19 protein-coding genes are annotated in these 26776 nt (G+C 73.9%); 10 read left to right on the top strand and 9 right to left on the bottom strand.

All coding sequences use genetic code 11. The features are described from left to right. Positions 1–25: 25 nt before the first annotated feature. Positions 26–1792, top strand: a complete 1767-nt coding sequence (locus tag FHX73_RS37855; protein ID WP_145910580.1) for an APC family permease — start codon at positions 26–28, stop codon at positions 1790–1792. Here FHX73_RS37855 and FHX73_RS37850 read toward each other — a convergent pair. From FHX73_RS37850 to FHX73_RS47425, 5 genes are all read right to left on the bottom strand, one after another. Then, positions 1773–3506: a hypothetical protein gene (locus FHX73_RS37850; protein ID WP_145910579.1), complete on the bottom strand. Its 1734-nt coding sequence runs from the start codon at positions 3504–3506 to the stop codon at positions 1773–1775. The genes FHX73_RS37855 and FHX73_RS37850 overlap by 20 nt on opposite strands. Beyond that, a complete protein-coding gene (locus tag FHX73_RS37845) occupies positions 3503–4528 on the bottom strand; it encodes a caspase family protein (RefSeq protein ID WP_145910578.1) in 1026 nt (341 codons plus the stop codon). Before FHX73_RS37845 ends, FHX73_RS37850 begins: the two co-directional genes overlap by 4 nt. Before the next feature lies 1 nt (position 4529). Then, positions 4530–4892, bottom strand: a complete 363-nt coding sequence (locus FHX73_RS37840; RefSeq protein ID WP_145910577.1) for a hypothetical protein — start codon at positions 4890–4892, stop codon at positions 4530–4532. 124 nt (positions 4893–5016) lie between these two features. Then, on the bottom strand, positions 5017–5562 hold the full coding sequence (locus FHX73_RS37835) for a CGNR zinc finger domain-containing protein (RefSeq protein WP_145910576.1): 546 nt from the start codon (positions 5560–5562) through the stop codon (positions 5017–5019). Between the two features lie 112 nt (positions 5563–5674). Continuing rightward, positions 5675–7489: an alkaline phosphatase family protein gene (locus FHX73_RS47425; RefSeq protein WP_145910575.1), complete on the bottom strand. Its 1815-nt coding sequence runs from the start codon at positions 7487–7489 to the stop codon at positions 5675–5677. 260 nt (positions 7490–7749) lie between these two features. Between FHX73_RS47425 and FHX73_RS37825 the strand changes: the two genes are divergently transcribed. Further along, on the top strand, positions 7750–8481 hold the full coding sequence (locus tag FHX73_RS37825; protein ID WP_145910574.1) for a DUF7873 family protein: 732 nt from the start codon (positions 7750–7752) through the stop codon (positions 8479–8481). A gap of 438 nt (positions 8482–8919) precedes the next feature. On the opposite strand, the gene FHX73_RS37820 is transcribed toward FHX73_RS37825, so the two are convergent. The 3 genes from FHX73_RS37820 to FHX73_RS37810 form a co-directional block, all read right to left on the bottom strand. Further along, on the bottom strand, positions 8920–10254 hold the full coding sequence (locus FHX73_RS37820) for an SDR family NAD(P)-dependent oxidoreductase (RefSeq protein WP_145910573.1): 1335 nt from the start codon (positions 10252–10254) through the stop codon (positions 8920–8922). 192 nt (positions 10255–10446) lie between these two features. Continuing rightward, on the bottom strand, positions 10447–11883 hold the full coding sequence (locus FHX73_RS37815; protein WP_246214167.1) for a M1 family metallopeptidase: 1437 nt from the start codon (positions 11881–11883) through the stop codon (positions 10447–10449). Between the two features lie 228 nt (positions 11884–12111). After that, on the bottom strand, positions 12112–13308 hold the full coding sequence (locus FHX73_RS37810) for an FAD-dependent monooxygenase (RefSeq protein ID WP_246214134.1): 1197 nt from the start codon (positions 13306–13308) through the stop codon (positions 12112–12114). Positions 13309–13488: 180 nt separating this feature from the next. Here FHX73_RS37810 and FHX73_RS37805 point away from each other — a divergent pair, with 180 nt between their 5' ends. Then, complete coding sequence (locus FHX73_RS37805) at positions 13489–14985, top strand: hypothetical protein (protein WP_246214133.1); 1497 nt, start codon at positions 13489–13491, stop codon at positions 14983–14985. Continuing rightward, positions 14982–16136: an ARPP-2 domain-containing protein gene (locus tag FHX73_RS37800; RefSeq protein ID WP_145910570.1), complete on the top strand. Its 1155-nt coding sequence runs from the start codon at positions 14982–14984 to the stop codon at positions 16134–16136. Before FHX73_RS37805 ends, FHX73_RS37800 begins: the two co-directional genes overlap by 4 nt. 60 nt (positions 16137–16196) lie before the next feature. Here the strand turns inward: FHX73_RS37800 and katG are convergent, their stop codons facing one another. After that, positions 16197–18401 carry a catalase/peroxidase HPI gene (gene katG / locus FHX73_RS37795; protein WP_145910569.1) on the bottom strand — a complete coding sequence of 735 codons (2205 nt, stop codon included), beginning with the start codon at positions 18399–18401 and terminating at the stop codon, positions 16197–16199. Between the two features lie 205 nt (positions 18402–18606). Here katG and FHX73_RS37790 point away from each other — a divergent pair, with 205 nt between their 5' ends. The 6 genes from FHX73_RS37790 to FHX73_RS37765 all read left to right on the top strand — a co-directional run bounded on the left by FHX73_RS37790 (position 18607) and on the right by FHX73_RS37765 (position 26752). Continuing rightward, positions 18607–19020 carry a Fur family transcriptional regulator gene (locus FHX73_RS37790; protein ID WP_145910568.1) on the top strand — a complete coding sequence of 138 codons (414 nt, stop codon included), beginning with the start codon at positions 18607–18609 and terminating at the stop codon, positions 19018–19020. 567 nt (positions 19021–19587) lie between these two features. After that, positions 19588–20388, top strand: coding sequence for a nucleotidyl cyclase domain-containing protein (locus FHX73_RS37785; protein WP_246214132.1), 801 nt, complete (start codon positions 19588–19590; stop codon positions 20386–20388). Further along, positions 20381–22762, top strand: coding sequence for a hypothetical protein (locus FHX73_RS37780; RefSeq protein WP_145910567.1), 2382 nt, complete (start codon positions 20381–20383; stop codon positions 22760–22762). The genes FHX73_RS37785 and FHX73_RS37780 overlap by 8 nt, the downstream gene beginning before the upstream one ends. Then, positions 22749–23843 (top strand): hypothetical protein, encoded by a 1095-nt coding sequence (locus FHX73_RS37775; protein ID WP_145910566.1) that lies wholly within the window; start codon positions 22749–22751, stop codon positions 23841–23843. The genes FHX73_RS37780 and FHX73_RS37775 overlap by 14 nt, the downstream gene beginning before the upstream one ends. After that, a complete protein-coding gene (locus FHX73_RS37770; RefSeq protein ID WP_246214131.1) occupies positions 23840–24403 on the top strand; it encodes a Pycsar system effector family protein in 564 nt (187 codons plus the stop codon). The genes FHX73_RS37775 and FHX73_RS37770 overlap by 4 nt, the downstream gene beginning before the upstream one ends. Before the next feature lie 84 nt (positions 24404–24487). Beyond that, complete coding sequence (locus FHX73_RS37765; protein WP_145910565.1) at positions 24488–26752, top strand: vWA domain-containing protein; 2265 nt, start codon at positions 24488–24490, stop codon at positions 26750–26752. The last annotated feature ends 24 nt before the right edge of the window (positions 26753–26776 follow it).

Genomic DNA, 26776 nt, shown 5'->3' with positions numbered 1-26776 from the left:
TCGATGTGCCACGGGGGGTGTGCGAATGAGCGTCCGGGAACCGCGCTCCGGGGGGATCCCGGCGGAGCATCCCGGGGACGCCGACGAGGACGAGCGGCGACGGCTGTCGGTCTTCGACCTGCTGGGCCTGGCCGCCGGCGGGGTGGTCGGCTCCGGCTGGCTGCTCAGCGCCAGCCGGGCCGCCGGGATCGCGGGGTTCGACGCCGTCTGGGCCTGGGCCATCGGCGGCGCGCTGATGCTGGTGATCGCGATCGTCATGGTCGAGCTCGGCACCGCCGCCCCGAAGACCGGCGGCCTGGTCTTCCTCCCGCTGCAGAGCAGCGGCGCCCTGGTGGCGACGGTGGTCGCGGCCGGCCTGTGGACCCTCTACGCGATCAACCCGGCCAGCGAGGCCGCCGCCATGACCGACGGCCTGTCCGCCTGGGTCCCCGGGCTCTTCGACCCGTCCGGCAACGCCCTGACCGTCGAGGGCTTCCTCTGGTCCACGCTCTTCATGGCCGTGATGGTCGCGGTGAACCTGCTCGCGCCCCGGCTGTTCGCGAAGGTCAACTTCCTGCTGACGGTGTGGAAGGTGCTCGTCCCGGTGCTGATCGTGGTGCTGCTGCTCGCCGCGGGGTTCGACACCCGCTGGGTGACGGCGCAGCGCCCGGGCGTCGGCCACGGGCTGGAGGCGGCGCTGGCCGCCGTGGTCGGCAGCGGGGTCATCTACGCCTACCTCGGCTTCCAGGGCCCGCTGGACTTCGCCGGGAACATCCGGCGGCGCGGCGTCGGCGAGGGGGCCCGGCTGCGCTGGTCGGTGTACGGCACCATCCTCGGCTCCATCGTGCTCTACCTCTCGCTCCAGGTGGTCTTCCTCGGCCACCTGAACCCCGCTCAGAAAGCCCCGCAGACCTCGCCGTACACCCAGTTCGCCGTCGCCGCCTCGCTCCTCTGGGTCACCCCCTTCATCCGGCTGGACACGCTGCTCTCCCCGCTCGGCGCCGGCCTGGTCTACACCCACGTGCTCACCGGCGAGGTCGCCGCGCTCAGCCGGGCCCACCTGACCCACCGCGGGCTCCAGGTCGCCCGGAACGCCTCGCTGCGCCTGGGCGGGCGGCTGGTGGACGTGTACTGGATGGTGCTGCTGGTCGACTTCGCGATCGGCTGGGTCGCGCTGCTGCTCGTCGGCGGCAGCTGGGGCACCCTGATCACGGCCAGCAGCGTGCTCACCCTGATCGTCTACGCCGTGCCGGGCGTGACCCTGGTGGCGCTGCGCCGACACCTGCCGCGGGTCTCCGGTAGGCGCACGACGGTGCGCCGGGTGCTCGCGCTGCTCAGCTTCCTGCTGACCGGTCAGGTGCTGTACTGGGCCGGCTGGTCCGCGCTGTGGCCGGGACTGGCCGCGCTCGCCGCCGGGTGCCTGCTGCTGCTCGGGCTGCCGATGCTGGCCCGCCGGCACCTGCCGCTGGTCGGCGGGTGGTTCCGGCGCTACGACGCCAAGGAGCACGTCACCAGGTTCCGCGACTGGCGCACGCCGAGCTCCGGGGCCGCGCCCGCGATCTGGCTGCTCGGCTACCTGGCCGTGCTCAGCCTGCTGACCCTCGCGGCGAACTCCCGGATCGGCTTCCGGGAGCACTGGGTCGGCAGCGTGCTGGGGGTGGCCGCCTCGGGGCTGGCCTTCCACCGGCTGGTGGTGCTCTCCGAGGACTACGCCGACCGGGTGCGGCCCTCGCTGCCGACCCCGACCCCGGCCCTGCCCCGGCCCCGCGCGGCGGGCGAGGACCCCGACCGGATCAGCGCAGCGAGCGGATGACGGCGCTGGCGGCCGCCTCGAACCCGCGCCGGCGCAGCACGGTGACCACCTCCTCCCGGCGCGGCCCGTCCGACCAGCGGCCCACCGTGGCCCGCAGCAGCAGGTAGCGGCGCTCCTCCGGCATCGCGCTGCCCTGCAGCCCGGCGACCACCTCCACCACGTCCTGCGTGGTGATCCGCTGCTCGTTCTCCAGGTAGCGCTCCAGCAGGTCCCAGCCGTCGTCCTGGAGGCCCTGCGAGTACAGCCGGTCGGCGATGTCCGCGACCACCGCGCGCCAGTGCCTGAGCTGCTCGGCCGAGCCGGACGGGTCGGCCAGCTCGCGCCGGGCCGCGTACACCGCCTCGGTGTCCCGCGCGGCCCGCAGCGCCTTGAGGTAGTCGACGAACACCTCGTTGCCGGTGCCGGTGGCGATCACCCGGGCGGCGAGCCGCTGCGCGATCCGCTGGGCGGCCCGCTCGTGGTCCGGCCGCCGGTCGACCCGGCCGAGCAGCACGGCCAGCTCCTGGCCCGACCGGCCGTCGACGTGCTCGGCGGCGGCCCGCCGGAGCAGCCGACCGCACCTGGCGCTGGCCTCGGAGTCGTCCAACCAGGCCGCCAGGTCGTCCAGTTCGGCGAGCGAGCGCGGCCCCTGGGCACTCTCGGCGCCCCGGGCCACGATCTGGGCGAGCAGGGTCTCGGTCGACCTGCCGAGCACCTTGGAGCCGTCCCACGCCCGGACGAGGTCGGCCAAGTCCTGCAGGTCGGTGCGGGCGGCGACGTGCCGGCCGACGTCCTCGTACCGGCCGCAGGACTGCCGGGCCAGCTGTTCGCACAGCCTGATCAGGTTGTCGCGCGACCAGTGCCGGCCGACGTGCTCGACCAGGGTGTCCGGGCCGCCCGGGCGGTCGGCCAGCAGCACGGCGGCCAGCTGGATCGCCGCCTTGCGGGTGGTCGGCAGCTTGAGCTCCGCGTCGATCCACTTCTCCAGGATCCGCTCGGAGGGGCTCAGGTGGTGCAGGGCGCCGACCAGGTCGTGCAGTTCCACCGGGCTGGTGTCGGGGTCCCGCTCGGTGCCGCCGGCCCGGCCGATCGCGTCCAGGGTGCGCCGCAGCAGCTCGTCCGCCTCCTGCTCGCAGCCCTCGTCGCGCAGCGCGAGGTAGAGCAGCGCCTTGTCCAGGTTGGTCCGCCCCGAGCTGGTCCGGGCGAACACCTGCACCGTCCGCTCGGCCAGTTCGGCCCGGCCGTGCCCGCGGCACTCCCGGATGAACGCGGCGACGTCCAGGGTGGTCCGCTGGCAGGCGACGTCGTGCACGATGCCGTCGCGCAGCGCCCGCAGCCGGGCCACCTCGGGATCGTCCAGCCCGGCCGCCCCGGCCGGCCCGCCCAGCCGGGCCTCGGCGGCCGGCACCGCGTCCCACTGACCGATCGCCAGCTCGGCGGCCTCGCTGACGGAGCGGCAGAGGGCGGCGATGGCCAGCACGTTGACGGCGTCCCGGTTGCGGAAGTGGGTGGCCGACTCGATCAGGTCAGCGACCGAACGGGTCAGCGCGAAGGCGTACAGCGCCCGGATCGCCGTGGCCGGCTGGGCCTGCTCGCTCCACGGGGTGGCCGGCTCCTCGCCCTCCCGGATCGCCTGCATCCGCCGCACGAAGCCGCGCACGTCGCCCCGGGTCACCCACTCGTAGCCGAACTCCGGGGACCGGGCGGCGGGCGGCCGCTGCTCCTGCGGCGTCATCCGCGCAGCGCCTGTTGCACGCGGTTCCAGTAGCGGGCGAAGTCATGCGGCTCCGCGTAGCGGGAGTTGGCCTCGGCGTCGATCCGCTGGGCGATCAGCCGGCTGCCCTCGTCCGCCTCCCGGTGCAGCAGTGCGACCACCTCGCCGGTCTTGCGCGGATCGGCCAGCAGCTCCTCCAACTCCGAGTCGTCGTAGGAGCGCAGGGTGCGCACCCACTGCTCGGCCTCGACCGGGCGGCGCGGCCGCTGGTTGCGGGCGGAGCTGGCCATCCGGTTGGTGAACAGCGGGGTGCTCTCCCGGGCGTCGTTCAGCGACATCCGCGGCACGTCGTGCGGGGTCGGGCAGACGTGCATCTGCTGCTTGACCGCGTCCCGCACCAGGCCGAGGGTGAGCCGGGCGTGGTGGTCCTGGGTGCCGGTCCGCAGGACGTTCAGCAGGTGGCCGCTGAACGGCGTGCACTCGGCGAGCTCCCCCGGCAGGGCCGAACACCCCTCGGCCGAGGCGTGGTCGGCGTTGCGCAGCGCGGTGAGCACGCAGGTGCCCTGGTCCAACTCGCCGAGCACGCCCGGCAGCAGCGGCTCGTCGCCGAGCTGTGGCAGCAGGTTGGAGCGGCAGCAGTCGGCGATCAGCACCTTGAGCCGGGCGCGGGACCTGCGCATGGTCCGGTAGACGTACCAACTCGACAGCCAGGTCCAGGGTTTGCCGTCGTACGAGGAGCCCACCGAGAAGTGCACCTGGGCGCCCGGCAGGTCGCCCCAGTAGGCGCCGTGGCCGACGTAGACGACCAGCAGGGTGTCCTCCGGGCCGGCCGCGTCGGCGGCCAGCTGGAGTTCGGCCATCACGCCGGCGGCGGTGTGCACCTGGGACTCGTCCAGCACCCGGCAGGCCCCGGGCCCCCACATCGGATCGCCGGTCAGCACCTCGCCGTACATCCGGGCGCTCGCGCCGATCCAGGAGTAGCCCGGTATCCCCGAGTCCGCGGCGTACCGGGCCGGAGCGATCACCACCGCCCGGGAGGCCATCTCAGTCGCCCGCGCCCTCGGCACCGCCCGGCGGTTCGGCCCCGCCGGCCTCGTCGACGCCGTCGGCTTCGTCCGGCAGTGGCTCCTCGCGGATCTCGGTCTCCGGCGGGTCGAGCCGCCCGCGCCGCCAGCGCGCCACGGCCGCCCGCACCTGGTCCACCGCCGCCCCGACCGCGATCTCGGTGCCCTTGCCGACCACGGCCACCAGCACGATCTCGGCGACCCCGCCGATCAGCACCGCGCCCTGGTCGACGGCCCGTGAACTCCAGGGCGCCCCGGTCGCGTTCGCCAGCTCGGCGAGCAACTCGTCGGGGTCGTCCAGGCCCAACTGGCCCTTCACCGTCACCGAGATCCTGGTCGCCACGCCCGAGCCCCCTCACCCTGGTACCAGTCGCCGACGGTAGCCCCGCCACCGCCTTGCGTCAATCGATCGGAGGGGCGATCGGAGGAGCGGGAGGAGGAGCGGAAGGACGGGCGTGCGGGAGCGGCTACGCCTTGGCGCTCGCCCGGGCCCGGTAGGCGGCGGCCTTGACCCGGTTGCCGCAGGTCCGCATCGCGCACCACTCGCGCCGGTGGCCGCGCGAGTGGTCGAGGTAGACCTGGGTGCACTCGGGGCGGGCGCACTCCCGCAGCAGTGCGCCGTCCGCGCCGCCGAGGATCTCCACCGCCTCGCGGGCGAGCGCGGTGAGCCCCTGGGCGACCGAGCCGGTGCGGGTCACGCCCCCGTCGCCGAGCCGCAGGGTGACCGGCAGGCCGGCCGCGTGCCGGTTCAGCAGCGCCACCGGCTGGGCGGGCAGCGGCCGTTCCTCGATCCGGGCGGCGACCAGCTGGTAGATCGCCTCGCGCACCTCGACGGCGATGTCGAGGTCGACCTGGTCGGCACCGGGCGCGGCGTCCAGCATCCCCGCCTCGACGAACCAGTCGTCGAGCAGTGCGGTGGTGGCGAGCTTCTCGGTCGGCGCCTCGCCCCGCCGGGCGCGCAGGGTGCCGACGAAGTCCAGCGGGAGCGTTCCGCAGGGAAAGGCATGATTCACGTCACCATGTTGACCGGTGACGCGGTGGGACGCAAGCCTGCGGCGGTCGGCCCGGGCGCACACAGCGCCCGGGCCGACCGACCGTCAGTCGTCAGCCGTCAGTGACCGACCGTCAGCCGACGGTGAGCCGGAACGGACCGGCCAGCACCGAGTAGCCGTCGTTGGCGAGGTAGTACACGTCGTACTGGCCCGCGCCGTTCAGCTTGCCGGTGGACAGGGTCACCGCGCCGCTCTGGTTCGGCGTGTAGGCCCAGGTCAGCGAGGACTGCGCGCCGGGGGTGACACCGGCCGGGTAGACGCCGACCCAGTTCTTCGCACCGGCCTGCGCGGCGGTCGGCACCGAGTAGCGCAGGGTGACGTTGCCGCCGTTGGCCACCGCGTTCAGGTCACCGGTCAGGGTGGGGGTGGTCGCGGTGGACGGCGCGAAGGCGGCGTTCAGCGGCGTCGCGTAGGTGTCGTTGGCGGTCAGGCCCGGCAGGCCGAGCGCCGACTCGATGGTGCGGCCGATGCTGTAGTGGTCGTAGTGCATCGGGCTGCTGGTGCCGGCCGGCACGGTGCCCTGCGAGCCGAGCACCACGGTGGCGACGTGGTCGTAGCCCTCGCTCTCGCTCTCGTCCCAGGTGAGCACCAGCAGCGAGCGCTGCTGGGTCCAGGCCGGGGAGTTCAGCACCGGGGCGAGGGTCTGCTTCAGCCAGCCGTCCTGGGTCTGCAGGCTGGTGGCGTTGCCGTTGCCGGAGGCCTCGCCGTCGTAGTAGTCGTCGGCGGCGATCCAGGAGAAGTTCGGCGTGGTGGCGGCCGACTGGAGGTCGGTGGTCAGCTGCGTGGTGTCGAACAGGTGGGCCGCGCAGCGGGCCGCGTTGCCGCTGATGTCGGTGTAGTTGATGAACGGCGCGTCGTCCGGCTCGTACTTCGCGTCGTACTGGGTGGTGGTGTTGCAGGGCGTGCCCATTCCCTGCTCGTAGGCCTTCCAGGTCTGGCCGGACGCCTCGATGGTGTCGCCCAGGTTGCGCTGGGGCGAGTTGATGTTGGGCCAGTAGGTGGCGCCCTTGGTGTAGGTGTCGCCGCCCGCGATGGCCAGGTAGTTCTCGTCGCTCGGGTGGTAGACGCCGTGGGCGTCGGTGAGGGTGGCGCCCTGGGACATCAGGCTGTGCATGAACGGCGTGTCCGCCGGGTCGTTCATGACCTCGGAGTAGTCGGTGTTCTCCATCATCACGTTGAACACGTGGTCGTAGCCGGGCACGGCCGACACCGGCGGGGCCAGCGGGGCCGGCGCGCTGACCGGGGTGTCGAGGCTGAGCGAGAGGTTGTCCAGGTAGCCGGTCTCGTTCGTGGTGGAGAGGAACTGCACCTCGACCTGGATCGAGCGGGTGCCGGCCGGGACGGCGCCGGTGCTGGTGCGGGCCAGGAACTTGGTCGCCAGGCCCCGGTCGGTGGCGGAGACGGTGGGCAGCTTGGCGGTGGCGCCGAGCGGCTGGCCGTTGCCGTCCTGGAAGTGCAGGCTGACCGCGGCGTAGCCGCCGTACGTGGTCCAACCACCCAGCCAGGCGCCGAGGTTGTAGTGCACCCCGCCGCCGTCGATGGCGGCGGCGGCCGAGGAGACGTCGACGGTCTGCGCCATCGAGCCGTCGCCGAAGTTGCCGGGACCGAAGAAGGCCTTGCCGAGGGTGTTGCCGTCGCTCGGCTGCCCGAAGGAGCCGACCGTGGAGCACATGACGTCGATGCCGCCGGCCTGGACCGTCCAACCGGGCACGGTGGTGGCCGCCGCCCAGTCGTTCGAACAGGAGCCGCCGGCCTCGGCGTTGCCGTTGACGATCAGGTTGCCGCTGCTGACCGCGGCCTGAGCGGTGCCGGGAACGGCGACCACCAGGGCGGCGAGCATGGGGAGAGCGGCGATCGGCCCGCCGAGGGAGCGCCAGCGCAGACTCATGGGGGATACCTCGTCCCGTTGAGGAGGGTGTGGTGCCCCGGCGGTGCACCAGGGCAGGACATGGGTATCGGCCGGTGCTGTCCAACGGAAGAACGCCGACCGAACTTGGTCAGACAAGTTCCCGCCAACGCCTCCGGACGGGCTCGAAGGTGGCCACGGCGTGGGTGAAAGGTGTCCACTCCGTGGGCCTGCCGCCAGGTCGGGAGCCGCGGACGGAAATTCGCACGGCCGCTCGATCGGCGGGTGGTAGGTTCTCCCCCGTGCCGAAGCTCAATCAGATCATCGCGGTGGAAAAGGGCGTCAAGTCCAAGTCGTTCCAGGAGCTGACCCAGGCTCACCACGACTTGCAGAAGCCCGCCCTGCTGGCCGGGATCTCCCGGACCTACCAGCCGAAGGACGAGGAGGGCGAGCAGCTGCCGCCCGAGTCCACCAAGGTCCAGGTCAAGGCCGAGGACGTGCTGCGCGCCACCTCGAAGACCCTCACCCGGCTCTTCGACGTGACCGCCACCAAGGACTGGGCCAACCTGGCCGCCCGCGCCGACGTGGTGGTGGACGGCGCCGTGCTGCTCCCCCAGGTGCCGGTGACCTACCTGCTCTTCCTGGAGAAGCAGCTCACCGACCTGCACACCTTCGTGCGCAAGCTCCCGGTGCTGGACGCCTCCGAGTCCTGGAACGTGGACCCCTCGACGGACTCCTGGAAGACCGACGCGGTCCGCACCATCCGCACCAAGAAGGTCCCGCGCAACCACGTGAAGGCCGAGGCCACCGAGAAGCACCCGGCCCAGGTCGAGGTGTACTACGAGGACGTCCCGGTGGGCTACTGGACCACGGTGAAGTTCTCGGGCGCACTGCCGGCCCGCCGGGTCAACGAACTGCTCGACCGGGTCGAGAAGTTGCAGCAGGCCGTGAAGTACGCCCGCGAAGAGGCCAACGGCGCCGAGGTCGACGACCAGCGGGTCGGCGACGCGGTGTTCGGCTACTTGTTCAAGTAGCCCCACGAACGCCCCTCGCTCGCAGCGAGGGGTGCGCTGAAGAGCGCAAGCTGAAACTGAAACGTTGAAGCTGATCACGGGGTATCGGTTGGGGGTTCGACTCCCTCCCCCGGCACACCTGCCGGGGTGGCCCAAGCTGGTAGAGGCGGGCCCCGTCAAACTCAGATTATCGCTCCAGTCTCAGCATTCGCCGCCGAACGCCGGATCGACCGGGTACGGGCGACCGTCGACGGATATGGGTTCAAGTCCCGTCTAACCCTCTCTCCTGGGTTGGTAGTTCAACGGTAGAACACGTCGACTTGAGAATGACCCGCACCCTTCAACGTGCCGGCGTCAGCAATTGGGTGGCACCTCAGGGGCCCGGGAGCTGGATATCGCTCCCGGGTCCCGTCACATCTGGCTCCCGTCAGGTGCGATGGTCCGGCCGGCCCCCTGGCCTCACCAGGCCGCCTCCCGGTAGTCCTTGAGGAAGACGCCGGCCACCGGGTCGCCGGCCTCGCCGCGGACGATGGGGTCGTAGACCCGGGCCGCGCCGTCGACGATGTCCAGCGGGGTGCGGAAGCCGTGCTCGGCGATCCGCGCCTTCTTCGGCGCCGGGTTCTCGTCGGTGATCCAGCCGGTGTCCACCGCACACATGTGCACGCCCTGCTCGGCCAGTTCGGCCGCACTGGTGCGGGTGAGCATGTTCAGCGCGGCCTTGGCCATGTTGGTGTGCGGGTGGCCGGAGGTCTTGTTGCGCACCTCGAACCGGCCCTCCACCGCGGTCACGTTGACGATGTAGCGGCGCGGGTGCGGGGAGGCCAGCAGCAGCGGCAGCAGCCGGTCGCAGAGCAGCGCCGGCGCCAGCGCGTTCACCAGCTGCGTCTCCAACACCTCCGCCGGATCCAGCTCGCCGAGCCGGGCCGACCAGGAGTTCGCCACCGCCGGATCGGGCAGCAGACCCGCCTCGTCCACCGGCAGCGCCAGGCCACCGGCCGGCCCGCCCATCGGCCGGAACCCGGGCGAGTGCACGACCGCGACACCGGCGGGCAGTTCGGCCCGCTCCCCCGCCGCCAGCAGCGCGTAGGCCTGCGGCGGGCGGCGCAGGGTCTGCGCGGCGTTGTTCACCAGCGCGTCCAACGGGCGGCCCTCGGCGCGCAGTTGCTCGCACAGCCCGAGCACCTGGCGCGGGTCCCGCAGGTCGATGCCGACCACGGTCAGCCGCCCCAGCCAATCCGCACTGCCCTCGGCGGCCGCGAACCGGCGCACCGTGTCGCGCGGGAAACGACTGGTGACGACCAGTTCGGCCCCGTCGCGCAGCATCATCAGCGCCAACTGGAAACCGATCTTCACCCGTCCACCGGTCAGCAGCACCCGACGACCCGTCAGATCGGTGCTCAGCGCGCGCCGGGCCGCGTTGTCGGCCGCGCAGCCCGGGCAGAGTGAGTGGTAGAAGTCGTCGACCCGGTGGAAGAACTCCTTGCAGACGTAGCAGCGCCGGGGCCGCCGCAGCTCGCCGACGGCGCCGGCCCCACGGGGTGCGGGCAGCGGGGCGTCCGCCACCCGCTCCGGCGCGCCGGTCGCGGTGGCGGCGAGCAGCGCGGCGTCGGCCTCGGCCGCCGCCTGGCGCCGCAGCTTGCGGCGGCGCTGCCGGCCGTCCCGCACCAGCACCGCGGCCAGCTTCTCGGCCCGCACCCGTGCCGGGTGGTCGACCGGCAGCGCCCGCAGCCGGTCCACCGCCCCTGCGTAGGCGGCCAGTTCTGCCTCGTCGAACCTTCTGTCGAGCTGTTGCACCGGCCCTCCCGTGGCTCCGCATGGTGGTCCCGGCCGCACGCGGGCGCGCGGACGGGGCCACCGGCCACCAGGGCGGGGCGCCCGCCTGCGCGGTTCGCCCCGGCCGGGTGCACCGGATGCTAGTGGCGCCGACGGGGCCGCGCCGAACGGATTTCCGGGCCCGCCGAATTGCGGGCCGACGGGCGCGGCCGGTCAGTGCTGCTGCGCGGCCTTGATCTGCTGCCAGGAACTGGGCTCCAGCGTCGCGGCGTTGGTGGCCAGTCGGGCCTTGGCCGCGGTCGGGAGGGCCGGCTTGCCCGCCGTGTAGAGCCAGGCCTGGAACAGGTCGCCGAGCTTCTTGCCGCTGATCCGCTCGGCCAGCGCCTGGAACTCGGGGATGGTGCCGTTGCCGTAGCGGTGCTCGGCGGGCCAGGCCTTGAGCAGCTTGAAGAAGGCGTCGTCCCCGATGGTGTTGCGCAGCACCTGGATGGCCAGCGCCCCGCGGTCGTAGACCGCGTCGTCGAACTGGTTCGCCGCGCCCGGGTCGCCCGGCTTGACGTTCCAGAACGGGTCGCCGGCCGGGTGCGAGCTGTACACGTAGTCGGCCAACTGCTGGGCGGTGCCCTCGTCCTGGTAGTCCGACCAGAGCCACTGGGCGTAGGTGGCGAAGCCCTCGTTCAGCCAGATGTCGCTCCAGCGCTCCAGCGAGACGTCATCGCCGTACCACTGGTGCGCCAACTCGTGCACCACGACGGAGGGGTTGGCGCCGTTCGCGAACTGGCGCGGGCTGTAGAACGGCCGGGTCTGGGTCTCCAGCGCGTAGTGGGTGGGCACGTTGGGCACGTAGCCACCGGCGGTGCCGAAGGGGTAGGGGCCGAAGTAGCCGCTCAGCCAGTCGACGATCTCGCCGGTGCGCTCGACGCTGGCCCGGGCGGCGTCCCCGTTGTCGCCGAGGTCGGGGCTGTAGGCGTTCAGCACCGGGATGCCGCTGGGGCTGGTGCCGGTGGTGATGTCGAACTTGCCGATCGCCAGCGTGGCCAGGTAGGTGGCCTGCGGCTTGTCCTGGCGCCAGTTGTAGCGGGTCCAGCCGAGTTGGGAGCTCTGCGAGCTGAGCACGCCGTTGCTGATCGCCTGGGTGCCGTCCGGCACCAGCACCGAGACGTCGTAGGTGGCCTTGTCCGAGGGGTGGTCGTTGCTGGGGAACCACCACCAGGCGGCCTCCGGCTCGTCCGCGATCACCGCGCCGTCGGGGGTGCGCTGCCAGGCGTCGAACCCGTAGGTGGAGATGGTGGACGGCACGCCGGAGTAGCGGACCACCACGGTGTTGCGGCTGCCGTCGGCCAGCGGCTTGTCGGGGGTGACCTGGATCTTCTGCACGCCGGTCACCGCGACCTTCGCCGGGTGCCCGTTGACCAGCACCTGACTGACCTTCAGCGCCAGGTCGAGGTCGAAGCTGGAGAGGTCCTGGGTCGCGGTGGTGAGCAGGGTCGCGGTGCCCTCCAGCTGGTCGGTGGCCGGCTGGTACTTCAGCCGCAGGTCGTAGTGCGTGACCCGGTAGCCGCCGTCCCCGTAGGTCGGGTAGTACGGGTCGCCGGCGCCCGGCGCCCCCGGTGTCGGGGTGGCGGCGGACGCCGGGACGGCGAGCAGCATGACGGCCGCTGCCGCGGCGGAGACGAGCAACTTCTTGCGCACGGGACCCTCCGGTTCGGTCGTGTGGTGACACCGGTTCAGATCCCTGTCCCGTCCGGGCATGGACTACGCGCGATTTATGAGGTGTTCACGCTAAGAAATGCGCCATTGTCGAACCGCCCGCCAGAACCGCCCGCCGGAACGGCCCGCCAGAACGGCCCGCCAGTGACGACCCGCCCGGACGGCCCGTCAGGACCGCCCCAGCCGGTGCCCGCCGAACGCGCTGCCGTGCCCGCCCTCCGCCTCCCGCCACCACGCGTCCAGCGCCGCCTGGTCCATCCCCGCCCACTCGGGCGTGCCCAGCACCATGGCCTGCCCCAGGCTGCGCCCGAGCTGCACGGTGGCCCGGCCGAGCGGCGCCCGGTCGGCGCTGTAGGCGGCCAGCGCCGCCGGCAGCTCCTGGTGCGCGCGCAGCGCCCGCTCCAGCGCGACGGCGTCCTGCAGCGCCTTCACCGCGCCGCTGCCGGTGGTCGGCCGGGCGATCGAGGCGGCGTCGCCGAGCAGCGCCAGCCGGCCGCCGGCGAACCGTGGCGCCGACATGTCGTACATCGGCTGGAGCAGCCGCTCCGCGTCCGCGGTCCGGCCGATCACCTCCTGCCAGAACGGCGGGAAGTGACGCTCCACCAGCTCCCGCTGGTGCTGCACCAGGTCCTCGGGGATCGCCTTCGGGTGGGTGGAGGCCGGGTCGGCGAAGCGCTGCGCGGCGGCGGCCGGCGGCGCGCTGTAGAAGACCCAGTTGACCACCGTGCCGGTGCCGTCGCGCCCGGGGATCCGGTAGGCGATCAGGTGCCCGCCCGGGAAGCCGACCGAGGTGGCGTCGGTCTCGGCGAAGGCCCCGGCCGGCTCCGGCAGCTCCGCCACCGGAAGCGTCCCGCGCCAGGCCAGGAAGCCGCCGAACTCGGCGACGGCCGTCGGGTCCAGCGCCGCCCGCACCCGCGAGCGGTAGCCGTCGGCGCCGATCACCAGGTCGAACCGCTCCTCGGTGCCGTCCGACAGCCGCAGCCGCGCCCCGTCCGCCGCCGGCTCGACGGCGGTGACGCCCACGCCGAGCCGGAAGTCCACGCTCTGCGGGAGCCGCCCGCGCAGCTCCCGCCAGAGCGAACCCCAGCTGTAGGAGCGGAACGGGAACGGCAGCTCCCCGATCTCCCGCCCGGCCCGCCGCTCCCCGTCCCGCACCACCCACGGCCGCCGGGTCAGCCGCACCCACGGCATCGCGCCGTCCAGGTAGCCGGCCGCGGCCAGCTCCGCGTACCGGTCCGCGTGCACCGCCAGCCCCACGCCCTGGTCGGCCAGCCGCTCGCCGGCCCGCTCGAAGACCACCACCTCGCCCGCCCCCGCCCGCGTGACCGCGAGCGCACCCGCACAGCCCGCGATGCTCCCGCCCACCAGTGCAACCCGTTCACCACGCACCGCGACCCCTCTCGGCAGACCTCGTCCCGTTCGGCGAGCAGCCCTACCCCGCCCCCGGCGGCGGGAAAACCTCGGGGCGCCCGAACGCGCGTCTGTTAGCGTCTGCGGTGGCCGGCCGCGGGCCTGTGGTGCGACTTCCGGAGATGCCTTTTCAGCATGAGTTCGCAGTTCGTTCCCGTTACTCCCCGGCCGGCCGACCTGACGGGAGCGGGAGTGGAGACCTACGAGGACCTGATCGCCGCGGACGACGTGCTGCTGTTCGTCAACGCCGCGATCACGGCCACCGGGCAGCGCGAGTTCCACAGCGGCGCCGGGGAGCAGCGGATGTCGCTGGACTTCCTGCACGAGTACCTGCTCGGGAACTACCGGGAGCTGTACGCCGCCGTGCTCGCCCTGGACATCAACGACCACAACGCGGCCCTGATGGTCCGCAAGCTGCTGGTCACGGCCGGCGACGCCACGCCCGGGCAGCGCGCGCTGGAGGGCCGGCTGATCGCCCGTCGGCTCTCGCTGCTGCCGCCGCAGCGGGTGTACCGGCTCTTCTCCGAGCTGCGCCGGGCCCGGGTGAACAACCGGCGCACCCGGGCGATCGTCCGGGACTGGCTGGCCGCCCGGCCGGACCCGGCGCTGGACGCGGTGAAGTACCGCGGCGGCCTGAAGCAGACCCTGCGGCACGCCCACCTGGCGCCGCCGCGCGCCGAGTTGGGCGGGTTCCTGTTCACGACCGCGGCCAAGCAGCCCGGTTTCACCGAGCCGCTGCTGGACGCCTGGCGGCGGGCGCACTACGAGCAGGCGGCGGTCTACGAGCTGCCCTACACGGTCGCCGAGGGCTTCGCCGCCAAGCACCGGATCCCGCGCGACGCCTTCCTGGAGCGGATCGCGCCCCGGCTCACCCGGCTGGAGCGGCTGCGGCTCCAGGAGTCCGGCGCGGCGGCCGACCTGGCGCGGATGCCACTGACCCGGCTGGCCTCCTACGTGCTCTCACTCCCGCTGACCGACCGTCAGCAGCGCCGGGCCGAGCTGACGGCCGCCCTGACCGCGGCGGCCCGCCGCGCCGCCGGTCCGCTGCACGGGAGTTGGGGCCGGGTGGCCGCGGTGCTGGACGACAGCTTCTCCAGCTACGGCTCCGGCCAGAAGCGCCGCCGCCCGCTGGCCGCCGCCCTCGCCTGCCACTACCTGCTCAAGGCGCTGGCCGGCGAGTACCGCGGCTACTGGACCTCGGGCCGCACCGACGCGCTGCTCGCCCACCCGAGCGGCCCGACCCCGCTCGGCCTGCGGATCCTGGACGCGCTGGAGGGCGCCCCGGACCGGCTGGTGATCGTCTCGGACGGCTGGGACAACGCGCCGCCCGGGCTGGCCGCCGAGGTGCTGCGGATCTGGCGCACCCGCCTGGACCCGCAGGGCCGCACGGCCGTGGTGCACCTCAACCCGGTCTACGACGCGGACGACTTCGACGTGCGCCGGCTCGCGCCCACCGTCCCGACGGCCGGGCTGCGCAACGCCGAGGACCTGCCCTCGCTGGTCGAGCTGGCCCGGTTCGCCGAGGGCCGCACCGGGCTGGCCGAGCTGCGCGCCCACCTGGACGCCCGGGTGGCGGCGTTCCTGGGAGACCCGTTGCCGGGCGAGGCCTTCCCGGCCGAGGAGGAGTCGTGACCAAGCTGGAGCTGACCGGGCTCACCTCCGGCCCCGCCCAGGTCTGGGGCGCGGTCCGGCTGGTGCCGCTGCTGCGCGCGGAGCCGATCACCGACCTGCGCCTGCACCGCCGGCTCTTCCCCGGCCAGGAGCTCGGGGTGGTCGAACTCGACGCGCGCACCGCGTACTTCTCCTACGTGCCGCACGGGTTCGTGGCGGACTGGACCGGCGACGGCAGCCCGGCCGCCGCCTACGGCACCCAGGTCACCCCGCCCGGCCCTGACCTGCCGTCACCCTCCGCGCTGCCGCTGCGGATGCACCGCCGGCTCGCCCGCCGCGAGGGCCCGGGCCGGCTGCGCTTCCTGCCCCAGCACCTGGCGCTGGAGGGCTACCTGGCGCTGCACTTCGGCGGGCCGGTGATCGCCTGGGCCGAGTGGTCCCAGCGGGCGGTCCGGCAGGGCCTGTCCCCGCGCGCCGAGGAGGCCTACCTGGGCCACTCGGTGCGCGGACTGGCCGACGCGCTGCGGGTGTTCGAGATCCACCCGGGCCAGTGCGGAATGCTGCTCTACCTGGCGGACGCGCTGGCGGCGGCCTTCGTGGTGCCGCACCCGGCCGACTACCGGGCCCTGCACACCAGCCTGTTGCACGACCTCTACGGCGAACTGGTCCACCACTACGCCACGCTGATGCCGGCCGTCACCGACTTCCGCCCCCAGCTGGGCGGTTCAGGCATCACGGGCTTGGCCGAGCTGCGCCGGGCCGCCGAGCGCGAGGCCGAGCACTGGCGCACCGCGCACGACCGGCTCTTCGCCGCCGACCTGCTGGAGACCGAGTACACCGCCCGGCAGGTCCACCGGATGGGCCCGTTCACGCTGCGCCGGCTGCTGCCCTCGCTGGTGCCCAAGCGGGAGAACCACCTCGGCGAGACCATCACCCACCGGGACGGCCGGCTGGCCTACCTGAAGACCTTCCGGCTCTCCGAGAAGCAGGTCCGCCGGGCCCACCTGCTCTCCCGGCTGGCCGCCAACGACTGGCACCTCGGCCGCACCGCCGAGGAGTTCGGCAGCTCCGAGGCCGCCTTCGGCCTGCGGCTGGAGTCGGCCGGCTTCGGCCTGCTGCTCCGCCAGGACGTGCTGGACCACTACCGGGCCGTGGTGCGTCGCGGCGGGTGACCGACGCCGACCGGCCGGCCCCCGCGAGCGGGGCCGGCCGGTTGACGAGTGACCGGACGGTCAGACCAGGTCGAACCGGTCCAGCTCCATGACCTTGGTCCAGGCGGCGACGAAGTCCGTGACGAACTTCTCCTTGGCGTCGTCGCTCGCGTAGACCTCGGCCAGCGCGCGCAGCTCCGAGTTGGAGCCGAACACCAGGTCGGCCCGGGTGCCGGTCCACTTGACCGCACCGGCGGCGTCGCGGCCCTCGAAGGTGGTGGAGTCCTCCGAGGTCGGCGCCCAGCTGGTGGCCAGGTCGAGCAGGTTGACGAAGAAGTCGTTCGTCAGCACGCCCGGGGTCGAGGTGAGCACGCCGTGCGCCGAGCCGCCGTGGTTGGCGCCCAGCACCCGCAGGCCGCCGACCAGCACGGTCAGCTCGGGGGCGCTCAGGGTGAGCAGGTTGGCCTTGTCCAGCAGCAGGTACTCGGCCGGCAGGCGGTTGCCCTTGCCCTGGTAGTTGCGGAAGCCGTCCGCGCTCGGCTCCAGCGCGGAGAACGACTCGACGTCGGTCTGCTCCTGGGTGGCGTCGGCGCGGCCGCCCCGGAACGGCACCTCGACCTCGAAGCCGGCCGCCTTGGCGGCCTGCTCCACGCCGACGCCGCCGGCCAGCACGACCAGGTCGGCCAGCGAGACCTGCTTGCCGCCCGCCTGGGCGGAGTTGAACGCCTGCTGGACGCCCTCCAGGGTGCGCAGCACCGAGGCGAGCTGGTCGGGCTCGTTGACCTCCCAGCCGATCTGCGGCTGCAGGCGGACCCGGGCGCCGTTGGCGCCGCCGCGCTTGTCGCTGCCGCGGAAGGAGGAGGCCGAGGCCCAGGCGGTGGAGACCAGCTGGGCGACGGTCAGGCCGGAGGCCGCGATCCGGGCCTTGAGGTCGGCCACGTCGGCGGCGTCGACCACCGGGGAGGTGACGGCCGGGATCGGGTCCTGCCAGAGCAGCACCTCGCTCGGGACCTCGGGGCCGAGGTAGCGGGCGATCGGGCCCATGTCACGGTGGGTGAGCTTGTACCAGGCGCGGGCGAAGGCGTCGGCGAACTCGGCCGGGTTGGCCAGGAACCGGCGGGAGATCTGCTCGTAGGCCGGGTCGAAGCGCAGCGACAGGTCGGTGGTGAGCATGGCCGGCTGGTGGGTCTTGGCCGGGTCGTGCGCGTCCGGCACGGTGCCGGCGCCGCCGTTGTCCTTCGGCTTCCACTGGTTGGCGCCGGCGGGGCTCTTGGTCAGCTCCCACTCGAAGCCGAACAGGGTCTCGAAGAAGCTGTTGTCCCAGGCCACCGGGGTCGCGGTCCAGGTGACCTCAAGGCCACTGGTGATCGTGTCGCCGCCCTTGCCGGTGCCGTAGCTGCTCTTCCAGCCCAGGCCCTGCTCCTCCAGCGGCGCGGCCTCGGGGTCCGCACCGACCTTGTCGGCCGGGCCGGCGCCGTGGGTCTTGCCGAAGGTGTGGCCGCCGGCGATCAGCGCGACGGTCTCCTCGTCGTTCATCGCCATCCGGCGGAAGGTCTCGCGGATGTCGCGGGCCGCCGCCAGCGGGTCCGGGTTGCCGTTGGGGCCCTCCGGGTTGACGTAGATCAGGCCCATCTGCACGGCGCCGAGCGGGTTCTCCAGCTCGCGGTCGCCGGTGTAGCGCTCGTCGCCGAGCCAGGTCTGCTCCGGGCCCCAGTAGACGTCCTCCTCGGCCTCCCAGACGTCGGGGCGGCCGCCGGCGAAGCCGAAGGTCTCGAAGCCCATGCTCTCCAGGGCCACGTTGCCGGCCAGGATCAGCAGGTCGGCCCAGGAGAGGTTCTGGCCGTACTTCTTCTTGACCGGCCACAGCAGGCGGCGGGCCTTGTCCAGGTTGGCGTTGTCCGGCCAGCTGTTCAGCGGCGCGAAGCGCTGCTGGCCGGCGCCGGCGCCGCCGCGGCCGTCGCTGATCCGGTAGGTGCCGGCGCTGTGCCAGGCCATCCGGATGATCAGCGGGCCGTAGTGGCCGAAGTCGGCCGGCCACCAGTCCTGCGAGGTGGTGAGCACCTCGGCGATGTCCCGCTTCACCGCGGGGAGGTCCAGCGAGTTGAAGGCCGCGCGGTAGTCGAAGTCACCACCGAGCGGGTTCGCCACGGCCGGGTTCTTGGCCAGGATCTTCAGGTTCAGGCGGTTCGGCCACCACTGGCTGTTGGCGCCGCTCTGGGTCGGGTGCGGCGCTCGGCCGTGCACGACCGGGCAGCGGCCCTCGGCTGCTTCAAGGTTCTCAGACATGGGAATCCTTCCTCCGCTCCCGCCCCTGACCGGCTTGCCGCCTGGTCCGGACCGGGATCGCTCTACCCCTTGGCTATCGCTGGAACCGATCCTACGATGGACAGGGTCTAAGTCAAGAAGAACACCAGCACCGGAGCCAATCGGAGCCCGGACATCCACTGATAAAATTCCGTGAATTCCCCTGAGCCCGAATAGGTGGACTGATATGAGCGACCTGCTGGAGCGACTGCGAGGGCGCGGCTGGCGACTGACCTCCCAGCGCCGTGTCGTTGCGGAGGTCCTCGACGGCGACCACGTGCACCTCACCGCCGACGAGGTGCACGCCCGCGCCGCGCAGCGGCTGCCCGAGATCTCCCGGGCGACGGTGTACAACACGCTGGGCGAGCTGGTCTCGCTCGGCGAGGTCATAGAGGTGTCCACGGACGGCCGGGCGCGCCGGTACGACCCCAACGCGCACCAGCCGCACCAGCACCTGGTCTGCTCCGAGTGCGGCACGATCCGCGACGTCCACCCGGCCGGCGACCCGATGGCGCAGCTGCCGGCCGCGGAACGGTTCGGCTTCTCGGTGGCCTCGGTCGAGGTCACCTACCGCGGGCTCTGCCCGGACTGCCGCGCCTGACGCCCCTGCCGCTCTCACTCGCACCGGCCCCTCACGGCTCCCAGCTGTGCAGGGGCCGGAACCGTTTCCTGCGCCCCAGGGTGTGAACTCGGCGGTCAGCGTACACCTGCGACCGCGCCGCACTCCGGTAATCGGCGAACCTTTCACCGTTTCGTCCGCCCTCGGCCCACCGGCGGACACTGCGTCACTCCGGCCCGCGCCGCGGCCCCTTCCGGCTGCCGCGCGCCCCGAGTGCGCCCGCGCGCGCTCGCGGCGCGCCCTGCGCACACGCGCCGGTTGGCCCATCAGGCTTGTGCGGAAACGAAGTTGAGGATCCGTCACATCTGAACCACGGCTCTGCAATAGCCGCTTCCGAACTGGTCGGATCCGGCCACTTCGGGTCTAGGATCTGCCAACACCACGGCCACGGTCGGTCGTTGATGATCACTTCGCGGATCGGCAGCAAATCCGATCAGGCATGTAAACCGTCACAGACAGCCGCCCCCGAGCGGCGAATGCTGGCTGGTGGGCCGCCCGCGAGCAGCACGCGGACGGCCGGCCGGTCCCGGACGAACGGTGGGAGTGCACGTGCAGGTGGAAGCAGTGGACGCGGTCTACGAGTTGGTGATCAACGTGGACGTCCGCCGGTCCACGTCCTACGACGACCCGGGCAAGTCGCGGATGCGCCGGCTGCTCTACCGGATCCTCGACGAGGCCTTCGCCGCCGCCGCGGTGCCGGCCGGCTCGGTGCACCGGGAGGACCGGGGCGACGGGATCCTGGCTGCGGTGGCCGGCTCGGTGCCGCCCGCCCGGGTGCTCGGCCTCTGGGTCACCGAGCTGCACGAGCAGCTGCGCCGGGAGAACCCCGGGCTGCGCGTGCCGCTCGGACTGCGGGTCGGGCTGAACGTCGGCCCGGTCACCCACGATCCGATGGGCATCTGCGGGCGGGCGGTGGACCTGGCCTGCCGGCTGGCCGACTCGCCGCCCGCCCGGCGGCTGCTCGACCGGGAGCGGGCCGACCTGGTGGTGGCCGCCTCGGAGCCGCTCTACCAGGACGTGGTCCGCCACGGCGGGCGGTTCATCGAGCCCGCGGACTACCTGCCCGCGCCGGTGCGGCTGAAGGAGCTGGACACCCGCGGCTGGTTCCTGTTGCCGGGGCGGGCCAAACCGGCGCCGCTGGCGGCGGACGCCGAAGGCCCGGCGGACGCCGCTCCCGGGCCCGTCGGCGCCGCCGAGCCGGCCCCGGCCCCGACCCCGACTCCCACCCGGGCCGCGCAGGTGACCGTGCACGGCGACCACAACGAGAGCCACGGCAACACCTACCTGGCCCCGGTGCACATCGGCCGCACCACCCCGGACGCCCCGAACGGCGGGCCGCGCCGTGCCTGAGCCCCAGCCGAGCCCGGAGCGCCCCGAACCCGACCACCCGCAGGCCGACCTCCCCCAGGACCCGCCCGAGCCCGACCCCGGGGACCGACCGGACGGCGAGCCCAGCGAGCAGGACCGGGCTGCCACCCGGTTCCGCGACCTGGCCCACGACCCGCTGTTCGCCGAGGCCGAGCAGGACGGGCCCGGCGACCTGGCCGCCGCCGCCCGGGCGCACCGGGAGGCCCGCGCCTCGCTCGGCGTCGGCGGCGACTGGAACAGCTTCGAGAACGCGCGGTTCGAGCGCGCCACCGTCGGCGGCCACCACCAGTACTTCTTCGCCACCCGGCAGAGCGCCGCCGTCACCGGCGGGCCGGTGCCGGAGGCCGAGCTGCGCCGGGTCCGCACCGTCTACCGCGAGCCGGAGGGCTACGTCGAACTGCGCCGGGCGCTGCGGGCGCAGCGCGTGGTGGTGCTCGGCGGTGCCCCGGGCACCGGCCGTACCTGCACCGCGCTGGCGCTGCTCGACGAGGTGACCGGCCGGCCCGGGTGGCCGACCGGCACCGACCGGGTGCTGCGGGTGGACCCGGCCCTCGACCTGGCGGCGCTGACCGAGCTGGTGACCGGCGCCGAGCAGCGCGAACACCTCGGCCACCTGCTCGAACTGCCCGCTCATGCCGATCTGACGGGTCATCAGGAGTTTCAGCTGGACGCCCTGTCGGCCGCGCTGCGCAAGCGCGACTCGTACGCGATGGTGGTGGTCTCCGGCGCCGGCACCCGGCCGGCCGGCCGCTACGGCCGGCTCTGCCCGCCCGCACCGACCGACCAGGTGCTGCGGGCCCGGCTCGCCGAGCAGCTCACCGAGAGCCCCGAACTCCTGCGCAGTGCCGAGCAGTTGGCCGAACTGCCGGAGCTGCGCGAGGCGATCGGCCTGGAGCGGCTGCGGCCGGTGGAGGCCGAGCACCTGGCCGACCGGATCGCCGGCCACCTGCTCGGCGCCCGGAGCCGCGACGAACTGCTGGCCGACTGCCGCGAACTGGCCCGGCAGCAGGCCCACGAGTGGTTCGCCGCCGTGGACCAGGAGCTCGCCGCGCCGGGCGACGCCGCGGGCCTGCTGCACCCGGCCGCGACCCGGATCGCGCTGGCCGTGCTGAACGGCGCCCCGCACAGCACGGTCACCGAGGCCGCGCACCTGCTGACCTGGGAGCTGGCCCTCGCCCGGTCCCCCGAGACGCCGCCCGCCCGGCCACTCTTCTGCGACGACCCGATCCGCGACCTCGCCCTGCTGCGCGCCGAGTTGGCCGACGGCGAGGTGGCGGCGGCGGGGCTGACCGTGCCGGCCCGGCTGGTCCGCTACCAGGGCCGGGCACTGCCGGCCGCCGTGCTCACCGAGGTGTGGGAGCGCCACCACGCGGCCCGCCCGCCGGTGGTGCGCTGGCTGCGGATGCTGGCCGACGACCCGCGCCCGCACCTGTGGATCCGGGCGGCGATCGCGGCGGGCGAGCTGTGCGCCCGTGACTTCTCCTACGGCTACCAGGAGTTGGTCCGCCCGCTGGCGGGCGCGGACACCCCGCGCCGCCGGGTCTTCGCCGCGCTGGCGCTCGACCAGGCCGCCCGCCACCCGAGCCACCGCGCGGTGGTGCACCGGCTGGTCCACGACTGGGCGGCGGGCGACCTGGACCGGCTGCGCTGGACGGCCGCCGTGGCGCTCGGCTACGGCAACGCGGCCGGCTCGGTGCGGCAGGCGCTCGACGCGCTGGGCCGGATCGGCACCCGGCGGGAGGGCGCGCAGGCCGCGATCGCCGCGGTCAACGTGGTCCGGCTGCTGGCCGGCGGCGAGGACGCGGCGGTGCTGCGCCGGATCGGTGAGTGGACCGGCCGCCGCCAGGCCGCCTACCAGGACCTGGGCCTGCTCTGCGTGGTGAAGCTGGCCAGCACCGAGCTGAGCGAGGTCTGGGACGACCAGGCCGCCCCCGAGCTGGCCCCGGCGCAGTCGCTGCCGCTGCCGTTGGCCCTCGCGCTGCTGCGCCCCGACCGGGCCCGCCCGCTGGCCGAGTTGCTCTGGACGGCGCTCAACACCCCGCGCTCCGCCGAGGCCGCCACCGAGGTGCTCCAGGACTGGCTGGACGCGGCCGCCGAGGAGCTCGCCGCCGCCGGAGAGCCGGCACCGGACGGCCCGACGGTGCTCGCCGGACTCGCCGCGCTGCTCCCGCCGCTGCTCACCGACCAGCGCGACCGCCGTCGGCTGGACTGGCTGCTGCGCCGGATGATGAACGACCCCGACGACCCGCTGCCCAAGGACCGGGCCCAGCAGCTCTGGCGCGCGGCGACCACCGGAACCACCCGCCCCGACCCGGGAGCGGCCCACCGCGGAGGTGAACCCGATGCCCGGGGATGACCACGACCTCAGCCTGCCCGACCAGTTGGCGGGCCCGTTCCTGCGCGAGTACGTGCCGACCGGCGGCCTGCCGCAGCCGCGCAGCCAGATCGCCTCGGTGGTCTTCTACGGCAAGGGCGCCTACAGCATCGTCACCGCCCGCGGCACCGAGCACTTCGGCAGGCGGCTGATGGCCCGTCCGGTGACCGTCTGCGAGATCGCCCGCGGCACCCATGTCACCAGGCTGGAAGTGGAGTTGCCCGCACGCGGCGGCGCCACCTTCTTCCGGGTCGAGGTGGACGCGCACTGGTCGGTGACCGACCACCTGGTGGTGGTCGAGGAGCGGGTCACCGACGTCGCCGAGCGGCTGCACGGACCGGTGGTGGAGCGGCTGCGCCAGATCTGCGAGCAGTACCGGGTCGACGAGGTCCCGGAGGCCGAGCGGGTGGTCGGCGCCCGCTGCCAGGACGGCGGCTGGGACGACCTCGGCCACGGACTCGGCCTGCGGGTGCGGCTGTTCGTCCGGTTCACCACCGACGAGAAGACCCTGGCCCAGGCGGACGGACGGCGCGACCTCGCCTGGGAGGACGAGCGGCGCCGGCACGCGCACGACGGCGACCTGGTGGCCGAGCGCCACCGGGTCGAGCTGCTGCAGATGCGCATGCGGGCCTTCCAGACCATGATCGAGCGCGGCCAGTGGAGCCAACTCGCCTACATGCTGGCCGAACGCCCCGAGGAGGCCCGCGCCTACCTCGAACTGCTGCGCCAGGAGGCCCGGGCGGACCGGCGCGGGCTGCTCGACACCACCCTGGGGCTGATCAAGGACGGGGTGATCCAGTCGCCCGAGCTGGAGGAGCAGGTGACCGGCCTGCTCAAGGAGGGCGGCTTCCAGATCCGGGGCAGCCTCAACCGTCCGCCCCGGCGCTCGCTGGAGCCGGGCCCGGGCCCGGGCAAGCAGCCGGGCCCGCCCGACTACACGCCGACCTGGGTGGACGGCGCCGGGCAGGGCGCGTGGGACGGTGCGCCGTCGCAGGAGTGGGACGCCGAGCCCGCCGGGCCCGACGAGGAGTGGCCCTGGGAGACCGGGGACGGTGCCCGATGAGCACCGACCCCGCCATCCCGGCCGCTCCCGTCATCAGCCCGGCCCTGGACCCCCGGGAGGTGGCCGAGCGCCTGCTGGCCACCGTGCGCGAGGACATCGGGCGCGCCGACACCAAGGCCGCCGTGCTGCTCTCCACCGCCCTGGCCCTGCCCGCACTGCTGCTGGACCACCACACGGACGGCTGGCCCGCCGCGCCCGCCACCGTCCTGCTCTCGGTCGGCGGCGCGCTCTGGGCGGCCGGCGCCTGGGCGCTGGTCCGCGCGGTGCTGCCGCGCACCGGCACGCTGCGCCCCGCGCCCGCCCGGCCCGCCGGCGGCCCGCCCGGTCCCGTACCGCCCACCGCCGCCACCTACTTCGGCGACCTGCTCGGCACCCGCGACCCACGGGTCCTCACCGCCCTGGTGGTCGAGGCGGCCCGCGACCCGCTGGCCTGGCTACTGGTGCAGGCAGTGGACGTCAGCGCCATCCTCGCCGCCAAGTACCGCCTGATCCGCCGGTCGGTCGCCCTGCTGGCCCCCGGCGCCCTGCTCACCGTGGCCGGCCTGCTGCTCGGCAGGTAGCCGCCCCCGAACCGCCCACGCACCCGCGCATCCACACACCTGCACACCCACACACCCGCACATCCGCACATCCGAGGAGCCAACGTGGGACACCTGGAGCCCCCGACCGTCCTGCGGCGGGCCCCGGCCGCCCGCCACCGCGTGCGGCGGGCCGCCGCACTGCTCGCCGCCGCCGTGCTCGCGCTCGCGCCGCTGACCGCCGGGGCCGGCCCGGCCGGCGCCGACGGCACGCCGGCCGCGCCACCCGCACCGATCGGGCCCGTCAACTACGTGGTGGCGGTGGACGAGTCGGGCAGCATCCAACCCGACGAGATGGCCCAGGAGAAGGACGCGGCGCTGCGGATCGCGCTCGGCGACGTCTCCCCCGCCTCCACCGTCGCCGTGCTCGGCTTCGCCAGCTCCAACACGCCGGACCAGCACGCGGTGGACGTGGTCTGCCCGCCCACCGCGCTGGACACCGCCGGGCGCGACAACCTCGGCGGCTGCGCGGGGCAGTTGCGCGGCCGGCAGCAGAGCGAGGGCTGGGACACCGACTTCCCGGCCGCGGTCTCCCAGGCCGTCAGCCTGCTCACCACGAACACCGACCCCACCACCCCGCGCGTGCTCTTCCTGCTCACCGACGGGAAGTTGGACGTGCCGAACAGCCCGCAGTACGGCGACCAGGCGCACCGTCAGCAGAACGCCCAGCAGGCCCTGGTGACGGAGCTGCAGCACGCGGCCGACGCCAAGGTGCAGGTGCGGCCGCTCGGCTTCGGCTCCGACGCGGACCAGAACGAGCTGAACCTGATGGCGGCTTCGGGCTACCAGAACGGGTGCGTCGACCTGCCGGACGCCAAGCCCCGGGCCACCCTGGTGCCGGACTCGGCCGCGGTCGGCGCCGCCCTGCAGACCGCCTTCGCCGCCGCGCACTGCCTGCAGAGCACCACCGGCACCAGCGGCCACCCGCCGGTCGACCTGTCGGTGCGGATCTCCCCGCTGGCCACCGTCGGCAGCATCGTGGTGGACAAGGGCGACCCGGCGGTCACCGCGACCTACTACGACCCGCAGGGCCACCAGATCACCGGCACCGGCGACGCCTACGGCTCGCACTTCGAACTCGCCGGGCAGGGCCAGTCGGTGGAGTCCCTGCGGATCACCGACCCGGCGCCGGGCACCTGGCGGATCCACCTGGACGCGCCGGACGGCCACCGCGGCCAACTCGCCACGGTCAGCGTGCTCTGGCACGGCGAGCTGCGCAGCTCGATCACCATGGACCCGCCCTCACCCGCGGCCGGCGCGCCGGTGACCGTGACGGTCCGGCTGCAGACCCGCGACGGCTTCGCCGTCACCGACCAGCAGGACCTGCAACAGCTGGGCATCACCGCCCAGTTGACCGGTGACGGGTTCTCCCCCGTGCCGATCCCACTGACCGACGCCGTCCCCGGCACCAGGAACGGCAGCTTCACCGGCAAGGTGACCGTGCCGACCGGCGCCACCGGCCGGCTGAACGTGACCGAGACCCTCACCTCACCCGGACTGACGGCCGATCAGGACCGCGCCGAGGGAAGCATGGTGGCACCACCGGTGAACCTGCTGAGCGCGGCGCTGACCCCGCCGACCGGCTCCGCGCACCCCGGCGACCACCTCACCGCCACCCTCGCCGTGCACAACGGCGACCAGGTGCCGCACACCCTGGCCCTGCGGGCCGAGGACCTGGCCGGCGGACTGCTCACCCCCTCCCCCGCCCAGGTCACCGTCGCGCCGGGCAGCTCGCCGGTGTTCCGGATCGCGCTGCTGGTCGGCTCCCGAGTTGCCTTCGGGCGTCAACTGGACGGCGGATCAGCCCGGTTGGGCGGAAAGCTGGTGGTGCTGGACACCACCGACCAGGGCCGGCCGCTGGCCGATCCCTCGATCGCGCTGACCGTCACGCCCCGGCCGAGCTTCGTCCAGCAGTACCAGTGGTACCTGCTGGCGGGCGCGCTGCTGCTGACCGCCCTGCTGCTGGCGGCCACGGCCGTGTTCCGGCACGGCGCGATCAGCCGCCGGCCGGTCGGCCTGGTGCTGGTGCTGCGCGACGCCGAGGGCCAGGAGGTGGTCCGCCGCGCGGCCCGCAACGGCCCGCACGGCTGGTTCGAGTTCGACATCCTCGAACCGCGCAGCCCGTTCCCGCAGATCGTCAACCGCACCGGCGGCGCCTACCGGGTGCAGCGCCACCGCGACGGCGGAGCGGTGCTGGAGGAGCGCGGCCGGCCCGGCGGACGGGTGCTGCCCGGCCAACCGGTGGCGCTCGCCAACGGCCTGGCGCTGGACCTGGCCGAGAGCCGGTCCGCCGCCCCACCACCGATCGACACGGACGAGGGCCTGCTCTGACCCGTCCCTCCGACCCGACCAACC

Source organism: Kitasatospora viridis (assembly GCF_007829815.1).
Taxonomy (GTDB): Bacteria; Actinomycetota; Actinomycetes; order Streptomycetales; family Streptomycetaceae; genus Kitasatospora; species Kitasatospora viridis.
The sequence above is the reverse complement of the archived record's forward strand: the minus strand, read 5'-3'. Positions and strand labels throughout refer to the sequence as shown.

Excerpts from the sequence above, each read along its gene's own strand:
- FHX73_RS37855 (WP_145910580.1), top strand. The coding sequence starts at position 26 with ATGAGCGTCCGGGAACCGCGCTCCGGGGGGATCCCGGCGGAGCATCCC.
- FHX73_RS37850 (WP_145910579.1), bottom strand. The coding sequence starts at position 3,506 with ATGACGCCGCAGGAGCAGCGGCCGCCCGCCGCCCGGTCCCCGGAGTTC.
- FHX73_RS37845 (WP_145910578.1), bottom strand. The coding sequence starts at position 4,528 with ATGGCCTCCCGGGCGGTGGTGATCGCTCCGGCCCGGTACGCCGCGGAC.
- FHX73_RS47425 (WP_145910575.1), bottom strand. The coding sequence starts at position 7,489 with ATGAGTCTGCGCTGGCGCTCCCTCGGCGGGCCGATCGCCGCTCTCCCC.
- FHX73_RS37815 (WP_246214167.1), bottom strand. The coding sequence starts at position 11,883 with ATGCTGCTCGCCGTCCCGGCGTCCGCCGCCACCCCGACACCGGGGGCG.
- FHX73_RS37805 (WP_246214133.1), top strand. The coding sequence starts at position 13,489 with ATGAGTTCGCAGTTCGTTCCCGTTACTCCCCGGCCGGCCGACCTGACG.
- katG (WP_145910569.1), bottom strand. The coding sequence starts at position 18,401 with ATGTCTGAGAACCTTGAAGCAGCCGAGGGCCGCTGCCCGGTCGTGCAC.
- FHX73_RS37790 (WP_145910568.1), top strand. The coding sequence starts at position 18,607 with ATGAGCGACCTGCTGGAGCGACTGCGAGGGCGCGGCTGGCGACTGACC.
- FHX73_RS37775 (WP_145910566.1), top strand. The coding sequence starts at position 22,749 with ATGCCCGGGGATGACCACGACCTCAGCCTGCCCGACCAGTTGGCGGGC.
- FHX73_RS37770 (WP_246214131.1), top strand. The coding sequence starts at position 23,840 with ATGAGCACCGACCCCGCCATCCCGGCCGCTCCCGTCATCAGCCCGGCC.